This window comes from Bacillus sp. FSL K6-1145, from assembly GCF_038003425.1.
GTDB classification, from domain to species: Bacteria; Bacillota; Bacilli; order Bacillales; family Bacillaceae; genus Bacillus; species Bacillus pumilus.
Genome location: NZ_JBBOPC010000001.1, coordinates 2,999,685 through 3,016,719, shown reverse-complemented (window position 1 = coordinate 3,016,719; position 17,035 = coordinate 2,999,685). Strand labels below are relative to the sequence as shown.

The following is a 17,035-nucleotide window of genomic DNA, read 5'->3' as shown; positions in this document are numbered from 1 at the left end:
TAGAGTGTGCAAAAAGAAGAATTTATGAATGAATTACTCGCTTTTATGAAAGATGAAGCGTATAAACCGTTAACCGTTCAAGAGCTGGAAGTGATGATGGAGATTACCAATCCAGATGATTATAAAGAGCTCGTCAAAGCACTTGTGATGCTGGAAGATCAAGGACTCATTGTTCGCACGCGCAGCGATCGCTACGGTGTACCGGAAAAAATGAACTTGGTAAAAGGAAAGCTGTCTGCTCATGCAAAAGGCTTTGCATTTGTGACACCAGAAGAGTTTGGACAGGATGATATTTTCATTCCGCCTAATGAGCTAGGCACAGCGATGAATGGTGATACGGTCATGGTTCGTGTCAGCCACAAATCAAACGGCACAAAAAAAGAAGGGACTGTCATCCGAATTCTGGAGCGTAATACTCAGACGGTTGTCGGTACCTATACAGAAACGAAAAGCTTTGGCTTTGTCATTCCTGATGATAAAAAAATCACAACCGATATCTTCATCCCGAAATCCGCTAAAAATGGAGCGGTCGAAGGGCATAAAGTGGTCGTGACGCTGACTAGCTACCCAGAAGGAAGAATGAGTGCAGAGGGCGAAGTCACTGAAATCCTTGGTCATAAAAATGACCCTGGCATTGATATACTATCAATCATTCATAAACACGGCCTGCCAGGTGAGTTCCCAGAAGAAGCGCTCCAGCAGGCAGTAGACACACCTGAAACGATTGATGAAAAAGACCTAGAAGGCAGACGTGACTTACGCAATGAAACGATTGTAACCATTGACGGAGCAGATGCGAAGGACTTAGATGATGCCGTTACGGTGCAAAAGCTGGATGATGGCAAATATAAGCTAGGGGTGCATATTGCAGATGTCTCTCATTATGTCACAGAGAACTCTCCGATTGATCAGGAAGCTTATGAGCGTGGAACGAGTGTATATCTCGTAGACCGCGTCATTCCGATGATCCCGCACCGCCTGTCAAACGGTATTTGCTCGTTGAATCCGAAGGTCGATCGTCTCACGCTGTCTTGTGAAATGGTCATTGATCGAAATGGGAAGGTCGTCAAACACGAGATTTTCCAAAGTGTGATCAAAACGACGGAAAGAATGACCTATACTGATGTGAATAAGATTTTAGTCGATCAAGACGAGGAGCTTATAGACAAATACGAGCCGCTCGTCCCAATGTTCCAAGAGATGGAGAAGCTTGCAGAGATCCTTCGCGAAAAACGGATGGAGCGCGGGGCAGTAGACTTTGACTTCAAGGAAGCAAAAGTACTTGTAGATGATGAAGGCGCAGCAAAAGACGTTGTCGTTCGCGAGCGTTCAGTCGCAGAGAAATTAATTGAAGAATTCATGCTTGTTGCTAACGAAACAGTTGCAGAGCATTTCCACTGGTTGAATGTACCTTTCATTTATCGGATTCACGAAGAACCAAATCCTGAGAAGCTTCAGCGCTTTTTAGAGTTCGTGACAACGTTTGGTTACATTGTGAAAGGAACGTCGACAAACATCCATCCGCGTGCACTTCAAAGTGTACTTGATGCTGTGAGGGATCAACCAGAAGAAGTTGTGATTCAAACTGTCATGCTTCGTTCGATGAAACAGGCGAAATATGATCCAGAAAGCATCGGCCATTTTGGTTTATCAACGGAATTCTATACACATTTCACATCACCGATCCGCCGTTATCCGGATTTAATCGTGCATAGACTGATTAGAACCTATTTGATTCAGAAAAAGACAGACGAAGCAACTCTAGAAAAGTGGGGTCAGCTGCTTCCTGAAATTGCAGATCATGCGTCTACAATGGAGCGCCGCTCAGTCGATGCAGAGCGTGAAACAGATGATCTCAAGAAGGCAGAATTTATGCTTGATAAAATCGGTGAAGAGTTTGATGGCATGATTAGTTCCGTGACGAACTTCGGACTATTTGTTGAACTGCCGAATACAATTGAAGGTCTTGTTCATGTCAGCTACATGACAGACGACTACTATCGCTTTGATGAGCAGCACTTTGCCATGATCGGTGAACGCACAGGAAATGTCTACCGTATCGGTGATGAAATCACAGTCAAAGTGGTGAATGTCAATAAAGATGAGCACTCGATTGATTTTGAAATCGTCGGCATGAAAGGCACCCGCCGTAAATCGCCAAAAGATTTTAAGTTTAAAAAACGGACAGATTCACCAGCGAAAAAAGGGCACGGAAGCCAAAATGCCTCTGGGGATAAAGCCAAAGAGGATAAAGGCGGAAGTGACTGGTTCACAGGCCGTAAGAAGAAGAAAAAGAAAAAACGCGTATTTGATAACGCACCAAAACAAAAGCGTAAAAAGAAAAAGTAACGTGACAAAAAGCAAATAGGGCATCTCGCTCTATTTGCTTTTTGACCACATAGCGTCAGCGTTGTCTAAAGCTGGATTGTTTGATAAAATAATCCGTACGATTTGGACCGTGTTTGTGTCAAAAGGAGGGTGTACGCCAATGCCAAAGGGAGAGGGAAAGGTTGTTTCCCAAAACAAAAAAGCAAATCATGACTATTTTATTGAAGAAACGTATGAAGCCGGCCTTGTGTTACAAGGAACTGAGATCAAATCGATTCGTGCAGGAAAAGTGAATTTAAAAGATTCCTTTGCCAAAATCGAACGAGGAGAAGTGTTCCTTCACAACATGCACGTGAGCCCATACGAGCAGGGGAACCGTTATAACCATGATCCGCTGAGAACGAGAAAGCTGCTGCTTCATCGCAAGCAAATCAGTAAATTGATTGGTGCGACAAAGGAAGAAGGCTACTCACTCGTACCTCTGAAACTCTATTTAAAAAATGGCTTTGCCAAAGTGTTGATCGGAATTGGTAAAGGGAAAAAGAAATACGATAAACGTGAAGATCTGAAGAAAAAAGATGCAAAACGCGAAATCGACCGTGCCTTCCGTGATCGACAAAAGCAATTCTAGCCTGATGCAGATGGCTTGCTGAGAGCGGAAGCATTATGCTACAATATGTTATGCAGTAAACAATCACCGCTTTTCTTACAGAAACCACCAGTTGTTTCAAGCGATGAGATTGTTATAATAGTTATATACGGAAGCAGTTAAGCTGAACGTTTCCATCCCGTATATCCCTTTTACAAGGGGACGTTACGGATTCGACAGGGGCGGTTCGAGCTTGAGCTGCGAGCCGAGAGGCGATCTCGTTAACACGCACTAAATGTAACTGGCAAAACTAAAAGTTTTAACCAAAACTTAGCACTAGCTGCCTAATAAGTGCAGCGAGCTCTTCCTGACATCGCCTATGTGTCTGTGAGGAGCCCAATGAAGTAGGCTACGCTTACGTTTTCGTCTGAGGACGTAAGAAGAGATCCATCAGACTAGCTCTCCAAGCGCCCGTCAGCAGGCATGAGGATGAGTGAACACTAAATATGTTGACTACGCTCGTAGACGCTTAAGTAATCGATGTCTCTGGACGTGGGTTCGACTCCCACCGTCTCCATCAAAACTTTTAGAATGCAGCCGAATCAAGGGTTTGAAAGCCCTTGATTCGGGGGCTGGCAACATTTTGGCAACATGGTGTTCTAAATGATTGGTTAACACAAAAGGATTTTATTAAAAACTTTAAGAATAAAAAAGACGCTATTTTAAGCGTCTTTTTTTTATTCCGTAGTATTATAACCTAAATTATTATTCGGCGTTTTTGCAGGTATTAAGAATTGGAAATTCGATTATATTTATTAATTATTTACCTATCTAGAGAATATTATACTATTTTTTTATGATTTTTATGTTAAAATAGACTTTATGTGTTTTAATTTAACTTTTATAGGAGGTATTTGTAAAGGTGTCGATGAATGTATTTTTTAAGAGAGTATCAATTTTGACAGTAATTATCTTTACGATTAGTTCATTATCTACTCTAACTAGTTTTGCAGAGTCAGATAATGAGGAACAACCTGTGTTAGAGGGGGTTCTAGTAGGTGAAACAGTAGAGGGTATAAATTCAAATGATGTTAAATTGAGTAGGGAAGTTTTATCTGAAGAGTTCGATCTTGAAGAAGAGGTTAGAAATATGCCTTCGATAGATGAAATGACGAAAGATGAGAGGCAACTTTTTGATAAAATAGTAGAAGAACAAACAGAGCTTGCAAATGTTAGTGAGAAGGAAATATTTAAAAAAGAATTAACAAATTTCTTCGATAAAGAATCTGATACATATAATGATTTGTCAGCAGCACAAGAAGAGTTAGTGGAAGAAATAAATGATTCAACTCTATTTGAAAATGAGAATTTAGCATTTGCTAAAGAGGTATTTGCTTCTTCATTTGGGGTTAAAGAAGTTGAAGCTGCTAAAAAGAAAAAATCATCTGGTATAAAGGTTGGTGTATCTGTTAGGTTTGCAGGTGCAGTTTTCAATGCTGTGATTGGTTTTGCTGTTGGGGGTGGCGTTGGTGTTATACAATCATTTATTATTAAAAAAGGCAAAGCAGAAGCTAAAAGAATATTCACTAAAACCGTAACAAGTAGATTAAAGGCGTGGGGAGCTAAAAAATTAGCGGTTTCTATTGGTGTTGCTGTCGCAATTGCTCTAAATTATTTGGATATTGGAACCCAAATTGCTAAACAATTAGATAAAAGGGATAAACGCCCTAATAATGGCTGGGTGGATATTTATTAGGAGGAATTTTGTGAAAAGTATAATGAAGTATGCTGTTATGATTCTCTTTATCAGTGTATTTTTCTATTATTACAATATGTTTGTACCTAAAAACTTTTTGTACATTATCATTGCACTTCCTATTTGTCTTATTGCTATTAACATTATTGATAAGTTATTTACTAATAAGTGATTATGAAAAATAAGCAAGCTTCTGCTTGCTTATTTTTTGTAAGGTAATTCAATTGACCATTTACACTAGTTAGTTGTCTATTTAACTAATAATTAAACTTGCAAAATAAGTACTAACATAGTCTCATTTTTGTATAGTTTTCAAGAACGTGTCTTCTGAGAAGACACCACCAACCGAACAAACAAAGGAAAAACGACAACCACCGCAATCATCATCAAAAATCCATCCGGCACAAGTTCCACAAACGTTGTTTGGATCACATAAATCGCAATCAGCAGTAAATAACTGATCAAAAATAACAATCCAGAACTTCTCTTTTCAAACGGTTTCTTCAAAAGAATCAGTATAAACAGCCCTGTCATGATCATCCAAAAAGTCATATTTCTTTTGAGTCTCCTCTCCATTCATCCCCACATTGTACAGATATTTCTCCGAGCGCAACATACTTCTATCTTAAATTAAGCAAAAAGTAGTGAAAATATAAGAGATCACGAACAGATAACGCCTGAAATGTTACAAAAAACCTCCACCCAAATCAAAATCACATCTTCCCATTTGTGACTTCCTCATATATAGTTATATTAGACTAGTTCTAAATAACTGAAATTGGGGCGTTTACATGGATTCGATTGTTTTACATTTTATTGTGATCATGAGTGTTTCTGGCATTCTGTCCGTGATATTATCAATCATTGCTCATGCGAACCGCCACCGGTACATTGGCTGTCAATTGTTTATGTACATGTCTGGGGCAACTGCGATTTATATCTTTGGGCATACGTTTGAATTATTGGCTCGTACCCCTGAAGAAATCATGTTCTGGGTTTGTTTTCAATACATAGGTCTTCCGTTTATCGCACCGCTCAGTCTAATGATTGTGTTGCAATTTACGGGGTTCCAACAATATTTCACAAAGCGCCGCGTGCTTCTCATCTTATTGATTCCAACTCTCACCACCATTATGGTGTTCACCAACTCTTTTCATTCACTCTTTTATCGAAGCATCACGATGAATCCAGTAGACGGATTTTTATTGGCTGACTTTACGATTGGCTATTGGTATATCATTCATGGCGTTTATACATTTGGCTGTTCGATGCTCGCTATTTTTATGCTGGTTTGGTTTTTGCGTGTTACAAAAAAAGAGTATTTAAAGCAGATCCTTATTTTGCTAGTGGGCATGTTACTGCCAATCACGACATCTTTTATCTATTTATTAGGCGTGACACCTCTTCATATTGACCCGGTCCCTGTGGTGATGTTTTTAACCAATGCGCTCTACTTATGGGCGATTATGTCGTTCCAGCTCTTTAAGCTCTCTCCCATTGCGATGGAGCGTGTGTTTGAGCATATGTCTGAAGGGGTTCTCATTTTAGATCGATACCGGACACTCATAGATTACAACCCAGCTGCTGCATCGATCATTCCAGCACTTTCTAATAAAAAGGGGATTGGCTTTAAAATTGACGATATTTTCTCAGGGATCATCAAAGATACCGCGTTCTTCCAGTGGCTGCGTTCTCCGCAGGATCATTCGCAATATGATTTAATGTGGAAAAAGGAAGAAGATCAGTCCAGCTATTATCTTCTGACCGCTTCATCGTTATTTAATAGAAGAGGAGAGATCGAGGGCAGGCAAATTGTGATCAGTGATGTAACAGAGCAGCATTTGCTGCAGGAAGAGCTGGAGCGTCGTGCGTATATTGATGGATTGACGAATATCTTCAATCGGTCTTCATTTATTGAACGAACGCAGATGATCCTGGAAGAGGATGCGCAGGATACGGCTGTTATGCTGTTTGATATTGATTTCTTTAAACAAATCAATGACACACACGGACATCATATTGGAGACGAGGCACTGCGTCATGTTGTCACCATTTGTCAGCAGCATTTACAAATGGACGATTTATTCGGACGATATGGCGGAGAAGAGTTTGCTATTTGTCTGCCGCATCATTCTTTCGAAGAGGCATGTCATATTGCGGAGCAAATTAGACATTCATTTGAGATGAGTTTCTTTGAGAATGATGAGGAAAAAGTGCGAGTAACAGCGAGCTTTGGAATTGCTCATACAGTTTATGATCCCAATGTATTAGAAACTCTTCTATTTGAAGCGGACCAGGCCTTGTATATGTCAAAACGCCAAGGACGGAACCGGATTTATGCGTCCACTGGAGCGGACTATATGCTTTATGAAGAGAATTGACCTACCGCTTGCTTCTCATTGACGGTTGTCCTGACATTCGATATGATAAACATAACATTTGAACGGTTTCCTAAAGGGGAGTAGCTTTTACGGTTTGGTCGTCATTACAGAAGCAGCGATTGCTTCTCGGCCATTCCGGCATGAACAATGTTAGCCAGACCTTTGCCTATCACACATGAGGCAAAGGTCTGGCTATTTTTAAGGTCTTTTTAAGTCTGTGTGATAGGGAAGCTGAACAAATGATGCTTTTACTCCCACAGATGAAAGGATGATCGATCTTGAAAAAATATGTGATAGCTTTCCTATTTTCCGGAACGCTTGTATTAAGCGGGTGCTCCAGCTTACTTGATCAAGTCAACGATACAACGACATATGTCACTGAGGCAAATGACTATGTCACAGACATTCAGCAATTTACAGAGGACTTTCCAAAGCTTGCTGAAGAAGCTGTCCAAAACGCCGCCAAAAAGGCAGAATTAACGCAGCAGCTTGAATCATTGAAGGCAGACATTCAAGATTTTAATGAGGTCACAGCGCCAAAAATGGCAGAAGACCTGCATGCGCAAATCATTGAAAAAAATAAAGTGCTGTCAGAGGAAATTCAGACGTATTTACAGCAATTGAAAGCAGACAACATTGACGTTGCCGCCATGCTTGAGGACCAGCAAGGATTGATTAAGCAGCTTCAGCAATCCGTCAATCTATTGCAGGACATTGAACAATTAACAAACTAAAGCAAACACTATAGAGTGTATTCAGCATATCTTTGCCTTTTCCGGTGGAGATATGCTTTAATTTAGGTAAAGACAAGTCTTAATAGAAAAAAGGTGATCACATGACAGAACATGAAGAAAGACATATGGCTTCGCCTAGAGCCGAGAAGGATAAAGATCAATTGATCAATCGGTTGAAACGAGTGGAAGGACAAGTGCGTGGGATTCAGCAAATGATTGAAAACGATCGTTACTGTATTGATGTTGTCAATCAAATCTCCGCAGTCAATGCGGCTTTGAAAAAGGTCAGTCTTCATTTGATGGAAAAGCATACACATCACTGCGTAGCGGATGCGATCAAGAGCGGCAATGGGGATGAAGCCATTGAAGAGTTAATGACGGTCTTTACGAAACTGACAAAATCATAGCATTTATGTTTACATTGATACCCTACTAGGGTATAGTAAATTGTAGAAAATGATTGATGGAGGCGATGAGAAGTGGAACAAGCAACACTTCAAGTGCAGGGCATGTCTTGCGGACATTGCGTGAAAGCAGTCGAAGGAAATGTAGGAGAACTAGCAGGTGTTGAATCTGTAAAAGTCCATTTAGACAAAGGAGAGGTGGAAGTTTCATTTCACCCAGATCAAGTCACGTTACACCGTATCTCTGATGTAATTGAAGAACAGGGATATGATGTCGTATAAATGAAAATACGTGCTGCATAACAGCACGTATTTTTTTCAAAAAAATATACCCCTACGGAGTATGTGAAGAGGTGAGATGAATGAAAAAGGAAATTGATTTTCAAATTACGGGGATGACCTGTGCTGCCTGTGCAGGGCGCATCGAAAAGGGATTGAACAGGCTGGAAGGTGTAGAGGATGCCAATGTAAATTTGGCGCTGGAAACATCTCATATTGTGTATGAAGCAGAACAACTCACACCAGATGATCTCAAGCAAAAAATTCAATCTCTCGGCTACGATGTGGTGATGGAGCAAGCAGAATTTGATATAGAAGGAATGACGTGTGCAGCGTGTGCCAACCGAATCGAGAAAAAAATTAACCGGATGGATGGTGTCGATCACGGATCTGTGAACTTTGCGCTGGAGACCCTTCAGGTCACGTATCACCCAGGCCAAACGTCTACAAGTGATATAAAGCAAGCGGTTCAGTCCATTGGGTATTCTTTAATTGAACCAGCTGCAGATGAAGCAGAGGAAGGAAAAAAAGATCATCGCCAAGCAGCAATAGAGAAGCAGACGGCACGCTTTCTATTCTCAATGATCCTGTCACTGCCACTTCTTTGGGCAATGGTCAGTCATTTTTCTTTCACGTCTTTTATTTGGCTGCCTGAAGCGTTCATGAATCCTTGGGTTCAGCTGGCGTTAGCAGCGCCCGTTCAGTTCATTGTCGGCTGGCCCTTCTATGTAGGTGCGTATAAAGCGTTACGTAATAAAAGTGCCAACATGGATGTTCTTGTCGCACTTGGGACATCAGCTGCGTTTTTCTATAGTTTATATGAAAGCATTCAGTCAGCGGTTCAAGGCACACATGAGGCAGCCCTCTATTATGAAACAAGTGCTGTACTCATTACGTTGATCGTACTCGGAAAATTAATGGAAGCAAGAGCAAAAGGGAGATCATCAGAAGCGATTCAAAAGCTGATGGGTCTACAAGCGAAAGAAGCGGTCATCGAGCGAGAGGGGAAAGAGATGACTGTCCCTATTGCTGAAGTGAAAGTAAATGACCTTGTGTTTATCAAACCGGGAGAGAAAGTGCCGGTAGATGGAGAGATCGTGGAGGGAACAACCGCAATTGACGAGTCCATGATTTCGGGCGAAAGTTTGCCTGTTGATAAAACGGCAGGTGATGCGGTCATCGGGGCAACCATTAATAAAAATGGGTTTGTGAAAGTGAAAGCGACAAAGGTTGGGAAAGAGACCGCCCTTTCACAGATTATTAAAGTCGTAGAACAAGCACAGGGCTCAAAAGCACCGATTCAAAGGATGGCAGATCAAATATCAGGGATATTCGTTCCCATCGTCGTAGGAATTGCCATGCTTACCTTCCTGATTTGGTTTTTCTTTGTTGATCCAGGAAATGTGACGTCAGCCCTTGAAACGTTTATCGCAGTCATCGTCATCGCATGTCCGTGTGCGCTCGGCCTTGCCACACCAACCTCGATTATGGCTGGGAGCGGTCGTGCAGCTGAATCAGGCATTCTGTTTAAAGGCGGAGAGCATTTAGAAGTGACTCAATCACTCGACACGGTGGTTTTAGATAAAACAGGAACTGTGACAAAAGGGGAGCCGAGTCTGACAGATGTGCTGGCATATGCCAATTGGACAGAAGATGCGCTGCTACAGCTAGCAGGATCAGCTGAACAGCAGTCGGAACACCCGCTGGCTAGAGCCATCACAGACGGAATGAAGGAACAAGGTCTTGAAGCGGTCGAGATTGAAGCCTTCCAAGCTGACCCAGGTCATGGAATTGAAGCAACGGCAGCAGGGCGCAAGCTTTTGATTGGAACGCGTAAGCTATTACAGAAACATCATATCCCATATGATCAAGTCGAAGCATCCGTCACAATGCTGGAGCAGCAAGGTAAAACGGCTATGCTTGTCGCGATTGACGGCGAAGTCGCTGGCATTGTCGCGGTCGCAGATACAATCAAATCATCTTCACCTCAAGCGATCAAGCGTCTGAAAAAGCAAGGGATTCACGTCGTGATGATGACAGGTGATAACAAGATGACAGCAGAGGCGATTGCGAAACAGGCGGGCATTGATCATGTCATTGCTGAAGTCCTGCCTGAGGAAAAGGCGGCTCACATCGCGGCGCTTCAGGAACAAGGAAAGAAAGTCGCCATGGTCGGAGATGGTATTAATGATGCCCCGGCCCTTGCGACAGCGAATATTGGGATGGCAGTTGGAACTGGGACAGATGTCGCCATGGAAGCAGCAGATATCACACTCATGACAGGAGACCTCCATGCCATTGCTGATGCGCTTGAATTTAGTCAAAAAACGATGAGAAACATCAAGCAAAATCTATTTTGGGCGCTTGCTTATAATTGTATTGGGATACCGATAGCTGCTTTAGGACTTCTTGCGCCATGGCTTGCAGGAGCAGCAATGGCCTTTAGCTCCGTGTCGGTTGTATTGAATGCGCTCAGATTGCAGCGATTGAAACCGGTGAGAGAGGGAGTGGCACAATGAAGCTGAATGTCAAATGGATTTGGACGATTAGTGCATTGTTCTATGTTGCTCTTGTCCTTATTGGATATGCGATATACGATAGATTTTATCCACAACAAGATACACCAAGTGAACAAATGCAAAATCATTAGGACTTCGCCCAAAAGCGGAGTCTTTTTTTAACAATTTTGTGGAAAAACCCACCTTTTAAAAGATTTTTCATAAAAAATTCACTTCTTTTTGTTCCTTTTTGTCGTTTTTTGTAGGTTCATCGTTAAGATGCGATTAAGCAACAAAGAAAGCGTTATCAAAAAAAGGGGGTTCACGTATGAAAAAGTTAGGGTTAGCTTCACAAATACTCATTGCACTTGTTCTGGGTGTTATCGTTGGAGCGCTGTTTTATCAAAATGAAACCGTTATTAATGTGTTAACGCCGATTGGCGATATATTCATCCATTTAATTAAAATGATCGTTCTTCCAATTGTTATTGCTGCGTTGATTGTAGCAGTAGCTGGTGTAGGGGATATGAAAACCATCGGAAGACTCGGTGGGAAAACGATTCTTTACTTCGAAATTGTGACAACGATTGCATTAGCAGTAGGACTGCTTGCAGCAAACGTCTTCCATCCTGGTACAGGAATTGACATGAGCAACATGGAAAAAGGCGATATCTCTAAATATGAAGAGACATCGAAAGCTTCTTCCGAAAAAGCAAGTTTCTCTGAAACGATTGTGCATCTAGTGCCAACAAACGTTTTCCAATCCATTGCAGAAGGTGATCTATTACCAACGATCTTCTTTACCGTCTTATTCGGATTAGGAATTGCCGCAGTAGGAGACAAAGGGAAACCAGTGTTAGGGTTCTTTGAGGGTATACTCGAAGCCATGTTCTGGGTGACCAATAAAGTGATGAAGTTTGCACCATTTGGTGTATTCGCGCTCATCAGTGTGACGGTGATCAAATTCGGGGTCGGAGCGCTTCTCCCGCTAGGTAAGCTGGTACTTGTCGTTTACGGCACAATGGCATTCTTCGTGATTGTCGTACTTGGCATTATCGCAAAATTAGCTGGAACAAGCGTCTTTACACTATTTAGAGTGCTAAAAGAAGAAATCATTCTTGCATTCTCAACAGCAAGTTCAGAAGCTGTACTGCCTAGACTAATGGATAAAATGGAGAAGTTCGGCTGCCCGAAAGCGATCACGTCGTTCGTTATCCCAACAGGCTACACCTTTAACTTAGATGGAAGTGCCATCTATCAATCCATTGCCGCCATATTTGTTGCACAAATGTACGGCATGCCACTTTCCATCTATGAGCAAATTACGTTACTATTAATCTTGATGCTGACATCTAAAGGAATGGCTGGTGTACCAGGTGCATCAATCGTTGTTGTTATCACAACACTTGGTGCAATGGGACTGCCGCTTGAAGGACTTGCCTTCATCGTTGGGATCGACCGTATTCTTGACATGGTTCGTACAACTGTTAACGTATTTGGTAACTCACTTGCAGCCATTGTCATGTCTAAGTGGGAAAAAGTTTTTGATCAAGAGAAATCGAAGAAGTATATTGAGGAATTAAAACAACAAACAAAAGCAGCGTAAAAGGAGATCTTTTCAAATGACGAAGCTACAGGACAAGCAAGTTCGAATCGAACGAGACTTTCTAGGTGAAAAGGAAGTAGACACTCAAGCGTATTATGGAATTCAAACATTACGTGCAGTAGAGAACTTTCCAATTACTGGCTACCATGTTCATGAGGAACTCATCAAAGCATTAGGGATTGTCAAAAAGGCAGCCGCACTTGCAAATATGGATACAAAGCGACTATATTCTGGTCTTGGAGAAAAAATTGTTCAAGCCGCAGATGAGGTTATTGAAGGAAAATGGAACAATCAATTTATTGTCGATCCAATTCAAGGCGGGGCTGGCACTTCAATGAATATGAATGCCAATGAAGTCATTGCAAACAGAGCGCTTGAACTACTAGGAAAGGAAAAAGGCGCTTATACTGAGCTAAGTCCAAACACGCATGTGAACATGTCGCAGTCAACAAACGACGTTTTCCCAACAGCGATTCATATTTCAACATTGAATATGATTGAAAAACTACTTTATACGATGGAAAACATGCATCAAGTTATGACAGAAAAAGCGCAAGAATTCGATCATGTCATCAAAATGGGACGTACGCATCTTCAGGACGCTGTTCCAATCAGACTTGGTCAAGAGTTTAGTGCTTATGCAAAGGTTCTTGCTCGTGATATTAAACGTATCAAGCAGTCTAAACAGCATTTATATGAAGTCAATATGGGTGCAACAGCAGTCGGAACGGGCTTAAATGCTGATCCTAAATATATTCGCCAAGTGGTTGGCTATCTATCTGACATTAGCGGATTACCGTTAGTTGGAGCTGAAGACTTAGTCGATGCCACGCAAAATACGGATGCTTATACAGAAGTATCAGCTGCACTGAAAGTATGTATGATGAATATGTCTAAAATGGCGAACGATATTCGCTTGATGGCATCAGGTCCAAGAGCAGGCTTTGGTGAGCTTCACTTGCCACCAAGACAGCCAGGTTCATCCATCATGCCAGGGAAAGTCAACCCAGTGATGCCAGAGGTCATGAACCAAGTAGCATTCCAAGTCATCGGAAATGACCACACGATCTGTCTTGCATCAGAGGCTGGTCAGCTTGAGCTGAACGTGATGGAACCAGTCCTTGTGTTCAACTTGCTTCAATCTCTCAGCATCATGAAAAATGTCTTTGAGTCCTTCGTAGACAACTGCTTGCGTGACCTAAAAGCAGATGAATCTAGATTAAAAGAATATGTAGAAAAAAGTGCTGGTGTCATGACAGCGGTGAATCCGCATATTGGTTATGAAGCTGCTGCACGAATTGCCAGAGAAGCGATTCTTACAGGCGTATCTGTACGTGAGCTTTGTCTGCAAAATGATGTTTTATCAGAGGAAGAGCTTGATGTCATCTTGAATCCTTTTGAAATGACTAAACCAGGTATTGCTGGCGCATCACTTTTAGAAAAGGATCGTTTAGAAGATTAAGCAGCATCATGAGAAGCGCACACCGACAAAGTTCCGGTGTGCGCTTTTTCATGGATGTTTGTTTTTCTCAAGTCCACATAGTATACTATCGTCAATTATTAGGGATGTGACTGCGTTTGAATCTACTGAAAAAATGGCTAAATACAGAGCCTTATTTAATTGTGATGCTCATTGTACTGACACCGATTGGCGGAGAGTTTAAATTTTATCCATTTGAGGACAGCTTTCGGGTCAGCTTTGGAACCGTTGTCTTTTTCTTTATCCTACTCCAAATGAAAAAATTCCCAGCATGGGCAAGCGGTATCATTGCAGGGGTTTCTGTTTTTGCGTTTCGCGTGCTTCTTGATACAGCCGTCACAGGTCATCTTCCGCTGGAAGAGGCGATTTCTTTAAGATTTCCTTCCCTGCTTTATTACGTCGTCTACGGCACGCTCTTTTATTTATTAAAGGTCAGACGTTTCCGCGATCAGCCTTGGCTGATTGGAGCGACAGGTATCATCATGGAGCTATGCGCGAGCGTTGTTGAAATGATTGCACTTCGTGGCACCATCGATGAAATTTTAACGATGCGGACGCTGTTTCAACTTTTCGTGTTGGCGATTTTCAGAAGCTTTTTCGTGTTGGCTTGTTATACAATGATTCGATTATATGAAGAGCAGGCGAGAGAGCGTCAGATGAAAAAGGAAAAGGAACATCTGCTCATGCTCCTGTCTAATCTTTACACGGAATCTACATACTTTCATAAAACACTTGCACATGCTGAGCACATTACAGCGACATCCTATCAATTGTATCAATCCCTGCATCACGCAAAGGATGCAGAGTCATTGGATTTGAAAAAGCTCGGAAAAACAGCCCTGCAAATCGCAGGAGAGGTGCATGAGATCAAAAAGGATAACCAGCGGATTTTTTCTGCATTATCAAAGCTGATTCATGAAGAAAATTTTCAGGCGTATGCAAGTCCTGCGCATATTGCTGGGCTCGTGATTCGTATTCATGAAAATTACGCAGAATCTCTTAAAAAAAACATTGTCTTTCATTATGATGAAGATGGGCAGCATCCCGTCTATCACGTGTATACCATTCTATCTTTGTTAAATAATATCGTTTCCAATGCTGTCGAAGCCATTCCGGTGGATGGAGAGGTGTCACTCTCTATTTCCCAGAAAGAGAGCCATGTGATCTTTCAAATTAGTGACAACGGGCCTGGCATTAAAGAGCGTAATCATCATGTGATTTTTAAACCCGGTTTTACTTTAAAATACGATCAGGCTGGGAATCCATCAAGCGGTATCGGTCTTTCCTATGTAAAGGATACAGCGGAGAAGCTTGGCGGAAGTGTTGAGATGAAGAGTATCCCAAATAAACAAACGACTTTCACGTTAACGATACCAATGGATCAAGTTAGTAGAAAAGAGGGGATTGGGAGATGAGATTTTTTATTGTGGATGATGATGAAGCCGTGCGTTCTTCACTCGCTCAGCTCATTGAAGATGAAGAGCTTGGCTTCGTCGCGGGAGAAGCAGAGGATGGCGCAGAGTTAACGGCAAGCTACTTAAATGATTTGCACATTGATATCTTATGTATTGATCTATTGATGCCGGAACGAGACGGACTTGAAACGATTCGAGCCATTAAGGATGAGTTTCATGGCAAATACTTAATGCTGTCACAGGTAGAAACAAAGGAATTAATCGGCCAGGCGTATACGCTTGGTGTCGAGTATTATGTGACAAAGCCAATCAATCGTGTAGAGGTCTTAAGTGTGCTCCACCTCATGATTGAGCGGCTTCATTTAGAGCATTCAATTGAAAATATTCAGCACTCACTCAAATCCGTCATGCAGTTTCAGCAGCGCGGTCAGACGAAAACGAAGCAGCGTGGGAAAAGTCTTGCAGAGGCAGGCCAGTTCTTGCTTGCAGAGCTTGGAATTGTGGGCGAAAAGGGATCTAAAGATTTATTAGATATGATCCTCTTCACAGATCAGTATTTAGCGCTACATACCGAACATCATGATTCATTTCCTTCTTTAAAGGTCATTTTCACGGGTGTCACCGAGGATAAATTAAATGAGCCTTACACATCGGCAGACATTGCAAGAGAAGCGAAAGCAGCGGAACAGCGGGTGAGGCGTGCGATCAACCAATCCTTGAAACACATCGCTTCACTTGGGTTAACTGATTTTTCTCATCCGACCTTTGAAAATTACGCTTCTAAATTCTTTGATTTCACCATCGTGCGAAAGAAAATGAGTGAATTAACAAAAGAGACGAGCGGTAGAGAAGAACATACCCGTATCAATGTGAAGAAATTTGTGCAGGTACTCTACTACGAAGCAAAACGTATTTTTATGGAAGATTAAAAAAAGACATGCTCCCTCATGAGGGAGACATGTCTTTTTTGGTGATGGATTGCAGGTGCATCTGCAGTACGGAGCGTATGAGCTGAGGCGGTAAGCGATGAGGCTGCAAGATTCCATTCAATGCAAGCCCATTGATGACCGCATAAAGCCGCTCAGTTTCGACTAAAAGATCGATATGATCAAGCAAGAGCCCATCCTCTTTTAATTTCATTAAACAATATTGGGTCATTTGGAAAAGCTCGTCATACATCTTTGCATTGAGCGGCTGTAAATCAGGTTCAGTCATCGACTTGACTGTAAAAGCCTGCCACACCTCCATTTCAAATCTTCGTTCTTCATCAAGTGGGAGAACCTGCTCCAATAACGCGAAGACATTTTCTTCCGTTGAACCGTTCAGCTGAAGTCCTGTCATCCGCTCTTTGACTCTTTCCTGAATCAATGTCATAGAGAAAAGAAATAGCTCCTGCTGTGTGGAGAAATAATGACGCATAGAGCCCGCTGAAATACCAGCTTCTACCGCTACTTTTCGTACAGAAGCGTTTTCCAATCCATCCTGTTTAATCACTCTCATGGCAGCTTGAGCGACTTTTTGTTTTTGTTTATAGTGATCGACGATTTTTGGCATACATTGATTTT

Annotated in this window: 15 protein-coding genes and 1 other RNA gene; 14 read left to right on the top strand and 2 right to left on the bottom strand. The window is 41.8% G+C overall.

The window, feature by feature from the left end; translation table 11 throughout:
* Window positions 1-6 precede the first annotated feature (6 nt).
* The 4 genes from rnr to MHH41_RS15370 all read left to right on the top strand — a co-directional run bounded on the left by rnr (window position 7) and on the right by MHH41_RS15370 (window position 4,673).
* Window positions 7-2,349, top strand: a complete 2,343-nt coding sequence (rnr, locus tag MHH41_RS15385; protein ID WP_226804071.1) for a ribonuclease R — start codon at window positions 7-9, stop codon at window positions 2,347-2,349.
* 139 nt (window positions 2,350-2,488) lie between these two features.
* A complete protein-coding gene (gene smpB / locus MHH41_RS15380) occupies window positions 2,489-2,959 on the top strand; it encodes an SsrA-binding protein SmpB (RefSeq protein WP_003213153.1) in 471 nt (156 codons plus the stop codon).
* Window positions 2,960-3,135: 176 nt separating this feature from the next.
* Window positions 3,136-3,497: a transfer-messenger RNA gene (ssrA, locus tag MHH41_RS15375) on the top strand.
* Window positions 3,498-3,839: 342 nt separating this feature from the next.
* Complete coding sequence (locus MHH41_RS15370; RefSeq protein WP_106032204.1) at window positions 3,840-4,673, top strand: hypothetical protein; 834 nt, start codon at window positions 3,840-3,842, stop codon at window positions 4,671-4,673.
* A 312-nt stretch (window positions 4,674-4,985) separates the two neighbouring features.
* On the opposite strand, the gene MHH41_RS15365 is transcribed toward MHH41_RS15370, so the two are convergent.
* Window positions 4,986-5,225: a hypothetical protein gene (locus MHH41_RS15365; RefSeq protein ID WP_050944161.1), complete on the bottom strand. Its 240-nt coding sequence runs from the start codon at window positions 5,223-5,225 to the stop codon at window positions 4,986-4,988.
* Between the two features lie 239 nt (window positions 5,226-5,464).
* Here MHH41_RS15365 and MHH41_RS15360 point away from each other — a divergent pair, with 239 nt between their 5' ends.
* The 10 genes from MHH41_RS15360 to MHH41_RS15315 all read left to right on the top strand — a co-directional run bounded on the left by MHH41_RS15360 (window position 5,465) and on the right by MHH41_RS15315 (window position 16,399).
* Window positions 5,465-7,054, top strand: a complete 1,590-nt coding sequence (locus tag MHH41_RS15360) for a histidine kinase N-terminal 7TM domain-containing diguanylate cyclase (RefSeq protein WP_340866529.1) — start codon at window positions 5,465-5,467, stop codon at window positions 7,052-7,054.
* Window positions 7,055-7,332: 278 nt separating this feature from the next.
* On the top strand, window positions 7,333-7,788 hold the full coding sequence (locus MHH41_RS15355) for a DUF6376 family protein (protein ID WP_003213149.1): 456 nt from the start codon (window positions 7,333-7,335) through the stop codon (window positions 7,786-7,788).
* 101 nt (window positions 7,789-7,889) lie between these two features.
* On the top strand, window positions 7,890-8,195 hold the full coding sequence (locus MHH41_RS15350; RefSeq protein WP_137054397.1) for a metal-sensing transcriptional repressor: 306 nt from the start codon (window positions 7,890-7,892) through the stop codon (window positions 8,193-8,195).
* Window positions 8,196-8,267: 72 nt separating this feature from the next.
* Window positions 8,268-8,474 carry a copper chaperone CopZ gene (gene copZ, locus MHH41_RS15345; RefSeq protein WP_012011271.1) on the top strand — a complete coding sequence of 69 codons (207 nt, stop codon included), beginning with the start codon at window positions 8,268-8,270 and terminating at the stop codon, window positions 8,472-8,474.
* Between the two features lie 80 nt (window positions 8,475-8,554).
* On the top strand, window positions 8,555-10,990 hold the full coding sequence (locus tag MHH41_RS15340; protein ID WP_340866528.1) for a heavy metal translocating P-type ATPase: 2,436 nt from the start codon (window positions 8,555-8,557) through the stop codon (window positions 10,988-10,990).
* Window positions 10,987-11,121, top strand: coding sequence for a hypothetical protein (locus tag MHH41_RS15335; protein WP_267885135.1), 135 nt, complete (start codon window positions 10,987-10,989; stop codon window positions 11,119-11,121). Before MHH41_RS15340 ends, MHH41_RS15335 begins: the two co-directional genes overlap by 4 nt.
* Before the next feature lie 176 nt (window positions 11,122-11,297).
* The gene (locus MHH41_RS15330) at window positions 11,298-12,575 is read left to right on the top strand and encodes a cation:dicarboxylate symporter family transporter (protein WP_003213370.1); all 1,278 of its coding nucleotides are present in this window, start codon (window positions 11,298-11,300) and stop codon (window positions 12,573-12,575) included.
* A gap of 16 nt (window positions 12,576-12,591) precedes the next feature.
* A complete protein-coding gene (gene aspA, locus MHH41_RS15325; RefSeq protein WP_050944151.1) occupies window positions 12,592-14,037 on the top strand; it encodes an aspartate ammonia-lyase in 1,446 nt (481 codons plus the stop codon).
* Between the two features lie 116 nt (window positions 14,038-14,153).
* A complete protein-coding gene (locus tag MHH41_RS15320) occupies window positions 14,154-15,470 on the top strand; it encodes a sensor histidine kinase (RefSeq protein ID WP_003213283.1) in 1,317 nt (438 codons plus the stop codon).
* Window positions 15,467-16,399, top strand: a complete 933-nt coding sequence (locus MHH41_RS15315; RefSeq protein WP_003212842.1) for a response regulator — start codon at window positions 15,467-15,469, stop codon at window positions 16,397-16,399. The genes MHH41_RS15320 and MHH41_RS15315 overlap by 4 nt, the downstream gene beginning before the upstream one ends.
* A 16-nt stretch (window positions 16,400-16,415) precedes the next feature.
* Here the strand turns inward: MHH41_RS15315 and MHH41_RS15310 are convergent, their stop codons facing one another.
* Window positions 16,416-17,024 carry a TetR/AcrR family transcriptional regulator gene (locus MHH41_RS15310; protein WP_003212981.1) on the bottom strand — a complete coding sequence of 203 codons (609 nt, stop codon included), beginning with the start codon at window positions 17,022-17,024 and terminating at the stop codon, window positions 16,416-16,418.
* Between the last annotated feature and the right edge of the window lie 11 nt (window positions 17,025-17,035).

Excerpts from the sequence above, each read along its gene's own strand:
- aspA (WP_050944151.1), top strand. The coding sequence starts at position 12,592 with ATGACGAAGCTACAGGACAAGCAAGTTCGAATCGAACGAGACTTTCTA.
- MHH41_RS15340 (WP_340866528.1), top strand. The coding sequence starts at position 8,555 with ATGAAAAAGGAAATTGATTTTCAAATTACGGGGATGACCTGTGCTGCC.
- MHH41_RS15330 (WP_003213370.1), top strand. The coding sequence starts at position 11,298 with ATGAAAAAGTTAGGGTTAGCTTCACAAATACTCATTGCACTTGTTCTG.
- MHH41_RS15350 (WP_137054397.1), top strand. The coding sequence starts at position 7,890 with ATGACAGAACATGAAGAAAGACATATGGCTTCGCCTAGAGCCGAGAAG.
- smpB (WP_003213153.1), top strand. The coding sequence starts at position 2,489 with ATGCCAAAGGGAGAGGGAAAGGTTGTTTCCCAAAACAAAAAAGCAAAT.
- MHH41_RS15360 (WP_340866529.1), top strand. The coding sequence starts at position 5,465 with ATGGATTCGATTGTTTTACATTTTATTGTGATCATGAGTGTTTCTGGC.
- MHH41_RS15315 (WP_003212842.1), top strand. The coding sequence starts at position 15,467 with ATGAGATTTTTTATTGTGGATGATGATGAAGCCGTGCGTTCTTCACTC.
- MHH41_RS15310 (WP_003212981.1), bottom strand. The coding sequence starts at position 17,024 with ATGCCAAAAATCGTCGATCACTATAAACAAAAACAAAAAGTCGCTCAA.
- MHH41_RS15335 (WP_267885135.1), top strand. The coding sequence starts at position 10,987 with ATGAAGCTGAATGTCAAATGGATTTGGACGATTAGTGCATTGTTCTAT.
- MHH41_RS15365 (WP_050944161.1), bottom strand. The coding sequence starts at position 5,225 with ATGACTTTTTGGATGATCATGACAGGGCTGTTTATACTGATTCTTTTG.